This is a genomic window from Microcoleus sp. Aus8_D2 (assembly GCF_036702665.1).
In the GTDB taxonomy this organism is placed as follows: Bacteria; Cyanobacteriota; Cyanobacteriia; order Cyanobacteriales; family Microcoleaceae; genus Microcoleus.
This window is the reverse complement of the sequence record NZ_JAUBUN010000048.1, coordinates 1-7,046: the sequence shown is the minus strand read 5'-3', so window position 1 is coordinate 7,046 and position 7,046 is coordinate 1. Positions and strand designations below refer to the sequence as shown.

Below are 7,046 nucleotides of genomic sequence, written 5' to 3'. Positions count from 1 at the left end.
CGAAAGATTTATCCAATCTAATTTATTGCGGTTGACATTTTCCGGCGCGAATTAATCCGATGCGTCGGGCGATCGCATCTTCAGCAGAATCGTAAGGGCCCCACTGTTCAATAATCGTGGGGCTTTGCTGTGCGATTTGGGCGACCCTCTGCGATGGTTCCGCCAACGGCAAAATCTCGCAATTACCAGCAGGACGTTTGACGATATAAAATTTCTGTGATTCTGTCATAGCTAAATGCGTTAAATCAAAGCTGTATACTAACTAATATAATACGGCGCTTGAAACCGATCCTATACAAACAATGTCCGCCGGACGCCGACTGAAGACAATAACCGTCTAATCTTCAACCCGCCTGACAGCGGGTTTTGTCTGTGTAGATGCGGTTTCAACCGCCGTCTAATCTTCAACCCGCCTGACAGCGGGTTTTGTCTGTATCGACGCGGTTTCAACCGCCCGGTTTCGATTCAGAATTGGAATAAGAATTAAAAAAAACTAACACTTTCGGGAGATGCCGAAAAAACTATCTATTATCAAAATGGATACATTTGTCTAAACACTGCATTAAACACTTTCCGCATTACCGAATATTCTAATCAATACCGAAAAAAACAATGCAATTTGTTCCCAAAATAATCCCAGAAAATCAACCAGAAATCATCCCAATTAAAGAATCTAAACCGCCGGAACTTGTTACTTTCGATGTCAGCGGAATGAAATGTGCGGGTTGCGCCAAAGCAGTTGAACGCCAACTCATGCAGCATTCAGGCGTCATTTCCGCTTGCGTTAACTTAGCCGTAGAAGTCGCAACGATTGAGTGTCAACCGGGGGCTGTCGATGCAGAGGTTTTAGCGAAAAAGTTGACTGATAACGGATTTCCCTCTCAGTCTCGTTTAGGCGGAAATCAGCGGGAAGCAGAAGCGGCGGCAATTGAACGGCGACAGCAAGAAATTCGACAGCAAATCAATCAATTGTCGATCGCGCTTATTCTAATTATTCTATCCGGTTTAGGACACATACTCGGCACCAAAGCCCCAATTCTCAGCAACATTTGGTTTCACTGGGGACTCGCCACCCTCGCATTGCTGCTACCTGGCCGCCCGATTATCGTTGATGGCTGCCGCAGTTTGTGGCGAAATGCACCAAACATGAACACTTTAGTTGCTTTAGGCGCTGTCACGGCTTACACGGCTAGCAACGCGGCGCTGCTGTTTCCACGCATGGGATGGGAGTGCTTTTTTGACGAACCCGTGATGCTTTTGGGCTTTATCTTGTTGGGCAAAACTCTGGAACAGCAAGCCAGACGGCGCGCTGCGTCTGCTTTGCAAGCTTTAATTGCACTACAGCCGGCGACAGCCCGCTTAGTTGATTTTAAACTCCCACTTTTAGATTTTAACTCGCCAGAATTGCCGGCAAACTCGACATCTGCGGTCTACAATCCACAATACATTGAAATTCCAGCCGATCGCGTCCGAGTCGGAGAATGGTTGCAAGTTTTACCGGGGGAAAAATTTCCGGTAGACGGCGAAGTCTGTGAAGGCAAAACAACCGTAGATGAATCGATGCTGACTGGCGAATCGATGCCTGTTTTGAAGCAACCAGGAGATACAGTCGCGGCCGGAACTATCAATAAATCCGGGGCAGTTGTGATGCGGGCAACTCGCACCGGTCAAGAAACAACTGTAGCTCAAATGGTGGCTTTGGTGCAAGCAGCCCAAACTCGCAAAGCGCCGATTCAACACTTAGCTGATACTGTCGCCGGATATTTTGTCTATGGCGTAATGGCGATATCGGCTTTAACTTTTCTATTTTGGTATTTTGCCGGAATTCATATTTGGCCTGCTGTGCTTTTAGGGCACGATATGGGGCATGGGGCATTGGGCATCGGACATGGGGCATTGGGCATCGGGCATCGGGCATTGGGCATGGGAAATCAATTATCAATTACCGATTACCAATTGCCAATTATCCATTATCCATCTTCTTTGTTGTTGAGTTTGAAATTGGCGATCGCAGTTTTAGTCATTGCTTGTCCTTGCGCTTTGGGACTGGCTACCCCCACTGCAATTTTAGTCGGTTCTGGCATCGGGGCGGAGCGCGGGCTGTTAATTCGCGGTGGTGATGTTTTAGAACGGGTGCATCAATTAGATACGGTGGTTTTTGACAAAACTGGGACTCTGACAACCGGAAATCTCACACTCACAGATTATTTGCCGATTTTCCAGAATTATGAGTGGGATTTGAACTCGGATATTAATGTGGGAAACAAACAAGATATCTGTTCCACGTCCACAATTGATGATGTTTCTGGTAACAAACAAGATGCCTGTTCCACAATTGACTCAAAACTGCTGCAAATTGCCGCAGCAGTCGAAAGAGGCGCTTGTCATCCCATCGCCACAGCGATTTTGCTGGAATCTCAACAGCAAGGTTTGCCGCTGCTACCTGCTGAGGATTTCTACACGGAACCGGGCTTCGGGGTTTCTGCTTTAGTGGAGGGCCAGCGGGTGTTCGCAGGGAATGCTGAGTGGATGAGCGAGCAGGGCGTCGCTGTGACTGCGGAACTTTTGGAGTCTTGCAAAGGCAAAACGGCGGTTTACGTCGCTTCTGGGGGCGTTTTGCTCGGGGTAATCGGGCTAAAAGATACTCTGAGACCGGATGCTAAGGCGGCAGTCGATCGCCTGCGGGGCATGGGATTGCGGGTGATAATGCTGACGGGCGATACGGCGGCGGCGGCGGCGGCGACTGCGCAGCAGCTAGGTTTGGCGGCTGCTGATGTTTTGGCCCAAGTGCGGCCGGAGGGGAAGGCTCGGGCGATCGCCAGTTTGCAAGCCCAAGGCTGTAAAGTGGCTGTGGTGGGGGATGGTATCAATGATGCCCCGGCTTTGGCTCAAGCTGATGTCGGTATCGGTTTGCACTGCGGGACTGATGTCGCGGTTGAGACTGCTCAAATTGTGCTGATGCGAAATGCTTTGATGGATGTTGTTGAGTCGATCGACCTTGGTCGCGCTACTTTTAATAAGATTCGCCAAAATTTATTCTGGGCTTTTGCTTACAATACTCTGGGAATTCCTGTTGCGGCCGGTCTCTTGCTGCCTGCAACTGGAATTTTACTCAGTCCTGCGGCAGCCGGTGCATTTATGGCGTTTAGTTCTGTTAGCGTTGTTACCAATTCTTTGCTGCTGCGCCGGAAGTTTCGAGCTTAAATTTAAGCCTGCCAAATAAAAGTCATCAGTAATTAGTCATTAGCCAGGAACTAATGACTGATGACGAATGATTTATGGCTACAGTGCCATACTTTCCAACAGTCGCCAGTTATTGTTTTTCATAACCGATCTACTGACGAGCTCGAACATTTGACGGCAGTGGTTATTGGTTTGCAGCGGCAATTCCTCGTTTTTGATCACGAAGTTCATGCGAACCTCTGAGTCACTAGCTGCGTTTTTCTCAATTAGGACTTCGGCGGTGACAAGTTTGGGAATCGAAACTTGACCGGGAATTTCGCGAGCCATCAGGGAATCTCCTGTATTGTAGATAATATCAAGATTGCATGACTCTAAAATTTCAATCAGGGACTGACGGAGACGGTCGATCGGAACTGCAACGATAAAAAAACCAGTGTAGCGAGCCATAGAAAACTCCAACCATGAGGCATTAGACTTTATCATCATACCGAACCTAGAACAGATTTACAGAACAATATAGATTTATTTTATGCAGGTGGAAAGTTAGGCAATGAAGGGAAAACTTATCGTATTTGAGGGGGTAGAAGGTGCGGGAAAAACTACTCAAATGCAGCGATTGATACATGGGCTGCAATTAAGTTGTTTTCAGAAAGTCCGGTTGGTGGCTACTCGCGAACCGGGGGGTACGGAGTTGGGAAAAGGACTGCGGCATTTGTTACTCAAACAAGATCCGGGTGAATGTGTATCAGATCGAGCAGAATTACTCATGTACGCGGCCGATCGCGCTCAGCACGTCGAAACTTTTCTTAAACCTGAGTTATCGAAGGGAACGATTGTTTTATGCGATCGCTTTACAGACTCTACGATCGCTTATCAGGGCCACGGCCGCGGTCTTAAGTTAAATTTAATTAAGCAGTTGAATGAAATTGCCACCGGCGGCTTGGAAAGCGATCTGACTTTGTGGCTGGATATTAATGTTGAGGCGGGTTTGGCGAGGGTAAGAGCGAGGGGAGATCGCGATCGGATCGAGCAAGCTGATTTGCAGTTTCACAAGCGCGTACAGCAAGGTTTTGCGGAGTTAGCCGAGTCAAATAAATCTCGAATTTTCCGGATCGATGCCGATCGAGCTGAAGATGAGGTCGCCCAGGAAATTCAAGCTATCGTCACTCGCAAGTTAGAAGCTTGGGGATATTCACATAATCCAAATTCTGAAAAGTAGGCTGACATAGACGATCGGAAACCGGGTTTTTTACGAAATATTTGCTTAAAATCCTCAATATCGAGGAAAAACCCGGTTTCTTCGTTCTTAGCTAACTAACCGTAGGGTGCGTCAGGGGGCAAAATTCTTCAATCGATAGTCATCACATTCAGCCCCCCCTGACGCACCCTACAATAACTAAAAAAATATTCCATCCATGAAATCCGTTAAATTTGTTACAGAATCCGTTGCCGAACTTCCTCGTTCCTTCGGTCAACTGTCAAGCGGTCAACTGTCAACGGTCAACTGTCAAGCGGTCAACTGTCACATGGAATATTTCACATCTTTAATCGGACAAAATCGAGCCGTAGAATTGCTAACCCAAGCAGTCGATCGCAACCGAATTGCTCCCGGTTATCTATTTGTCGGCTCCAACGGTACCGGCAAAAGCTTAGCAGCACAGTGTTTCATCGAACTTTTATTCTCAGTGAATCTACCCGAAAGGCGATCGATAGAATCTTTGCAAAATCGCGTCCGACAGCGAAATCATCCAGACTTGCTCTGGGTAGAACCAACATACATGAACCAAGGCAAACGGCTGTCCCCAAAAGAAGCAGAAGAAGCAGGCTTAAAGCGGAAAGCACCGCCACAAATTCGCCTAGAACAAATTCGAGAAATCGGTGAATTTCTGAGCAGGCCACCGCTAGAAGCTGGGCGTTCAGTCGTAGTTTTGGAACAAGCAGAAACAATGGGCGAAGGAGCAGCCAACGGCTTGTTGAAGACCTTGGAAGAACCGGGAAAAGCAGCGCTAATTTTAATTGCTCCGACTGTGGAAGCTTTGCTACCCACGTTGATTTCCCGCTGTCAAAAAATCCAGTTTTCGCGGCTGAATCCCGAAGCAATGGCACAAGTTTTGGAGCAAGCGGGATTCGCCGAGATTTTATCCCATCCCGAGGTAATCGGGATGGCGCAGGGAAGTCCAGGAGAAGCAATTGCTATTTGGCAGCAACTGCAATCAATACCCGAGGATTTGCTGCAAAAAGTCAAGCAGTTGCCTCAAAATCTGCGCTCTGCTTTGGAATTGGCGAAGGAAATTGATAAAACTTTAGATACTGAATCTCAGTTGTGGTTGATTGATTATTTACAGCATTGTTACTGGCAGCAATTTTTAGCAGGTCGAATTAGCCGATCGCCCTTAGAGCCCTTAGAAAAAGCGCGACAATATTTGCTAAACTACGTACAGCCGCGATTAGTCTGGGAATGCACACTAATGGGAATCTGTCAACCATAATAAGAGTGCCAATTTTTATTGCAATAGCATGAATAAGTAAATCCATCTAATTAAATATAAAAGGCTCGCTAAAAAGCTTGCTGTGTATGTCTTCTTCCGACTTGGATGTATCTTCTTCTTCTGTTTTCTTACTTCCATCCTTTACATCCGTTACATCCGTTACAGAATCCGTTGCCGAACTTCCTTCTTCTTAAAACAATGGAAAAAGCCACATTTGCCGCCGGTTGTTTCTGGGGAGTCGAACACAAGTTTCGCACCGTTGCGGGTGTCATCTCGACTGCTGCGGGCTACACAGGAGGTCACTGGCCCAATCCCTGCTACCTGGATGTCTGCGCCCGAGTCACCGGTCACGCTGAAGCAGTGCTCTTGGAGTACGATCGATCGCAAGTGAGTTACGAAACACTGCTAGATATATTCTGGAACTGTCACGATCCAACCCAAATCAATCGCCAAGGCCCCGACCGAGGCGAACAGTACAGGTCAGTCATTTTTTATCACAATTGGGAACAAGAAAAAGCCGCCCGCGCCTCCAAACAAAAATTGCAAATTTCCGGCAAATACGACAAAGATATTGCCACCGAAATCAAATCCGCTGGTGAATTTTATATGGCCGAGGATTACCACCAGCAGTATATTGAGAAGAAGCGGCAAGCCTCTCTGTAGAGCAATTTATTTGGATGCGCTTAATTATTACTCGTTAATTATTATATTTTGCCCGCCATAACAACCACAATAAAATAGGTTCGTAGTGAGGACTTCAGTCCTTATCCAAATCAAAGGACTGAAGTCCTCACTACGAACCTAATAAAAAAAATCCCAAACAAAAAGCGCCCCTATTTCTAGGAGCGCTTTTTGTCTATCTCAGACTAAAACTTAGCCGTTGATAGAAGGAGCAACCAAAGCCACAGGAGTAGTTTCAGCAGCGGCCAAGTCAAGCGGGAAGTTGTGAGCGTTGCGCTCGTGCATTACTTCCATACCCAAGTTAGCGCGGTTGATCACATCAGCCCAGGTGTTGATGACGCGACCTTGTGAGTCGATAATCGATTGGTTGAAGTTGAAACCGTTCAAGTTGAATGCCATTGTGGAAATACCCAAAGCGGTAAACCAAATGCCAACTACTGGCCATGCACCTAACAAGAAGTGCAAGGAACGGCTGTTGTTGAAAGAAGCGTATTGGAAGATCAAACGACCGAAGTAGCCGTGGGCTGCAACGATGTTGTAGGTTTCTTCTTCTTGACCGAATTTGTAACCGTAGTTCAAGGACTCAGTTTCAGTTGTTTCGCGAACCAAAGAAGAGGTAACTAAAGAACCGTGCATGGCGGAGAACAAGCTACCACCGAAGACACCAGCAACTCCCAACATGTGGAAGGGGTG

The 7,046-nt window shown here is 47.1% G+C and carries 6 protein-coding genes and 1 pseudogene; 4 read left to right on the top strand and 3 right to left on the bottom strand.

The annotated features are described in order from the left end of the window. Positions 1-22 precede the first annotated feature (22 nt). On the bottom strand, positions 23-229 hold the full coding sequence (locus tag QUB64_RS27355) for a DDE transposase family protein (RefSeq protein ID WP_333276838.1): 207 nt from the start codon (positions 227-229) through the stop codon (positions 23-25). A 383-nt stretch (positions 230-612) separates the two neighbouring features. On the opposite strand from QUB64_RS27355, the gene QUB64_RS27350 reads away from it, so the two are divergent. After that, complete coding sequence (locus QUB64_RS27350) at positions 613-3,204, top strand: heavy metal translocating P-type ATPase (protein WP_333276841.1); 2,592 nt, start codon at positions 613-615, stop codon at positions 3,202-3,204. Positions 3,205-3,282: 78 nt separating this feature from the next. On the opposite strand, the gene QUB64_RS27345 is transcribed toward QUB64_RS27350, so the two are convergent. Then, complete coding sequence (locus tag QUB64_RS27345; RefSeq protein ID WP_333276843.1) at positions 3,283-3,630, bottom strand: hypothetical protein; 348 nt, start codon at positions 3,628-3,630, stop codon at positions 3,283-3,285. A 103-nt stretch (positions 3,631-3,733) separates the two neighbouring features. Here QUB64_RS27345 and tmk point away from each other — a divergent pair, with 103 nt between their 5' ends. The 3 genes from tmk (at position 3,734) to msrA (ending at position 6,335) form a co-directional block, all read left to right on the top strand. Beyond that, positions 3,734-4,402: a dTMP kinase gene (gene tmk, locus QUB64_RS27340; RefSeq protein ID WP_333276846.1), complete on the top strand. Its 669-nt coding sequence runs from the start codon at positions 3,734-3,736 to the stop codon at positions 4,400-4,402. Positions 4,403-4,709: 307 nt separating this feature from the next. Continuing rightward, a complete protein-coding gene (locus QUB64_RS27335; RefSeq protein WP_333276854.1) occupies positions 4,710-5,672 on the top strand; it encodes a DNA polymerase III subunit delta' in 963 nt (320 codons plus the stop codon). A 198-nt stretch (positions 5,673-5,870) separates the two neighbouring features. Further along, positions 5,871-6,335 (top strand): peptide-methionine (S)-S-oxide reductase MsrA, encoded by a 465-nt coding sequence (msrA, locus tag QUB64_RS27330; RefSeq protein WP_333276848.1) that lies wholly within the window; start codon positions 5,871-5,873, stop codon positions 6,333-6,335. Positions 6,336-6,545: 210 nt separating this feature from the next. Here msrA and QUB64_RS27325 read toward each other — a convergent pair. After that, positions 6,546-7,046, bottom strand: a pseudogene (locus QUB64_RS27325) (photosystem II q(b) protein); the annotation flags it as partial.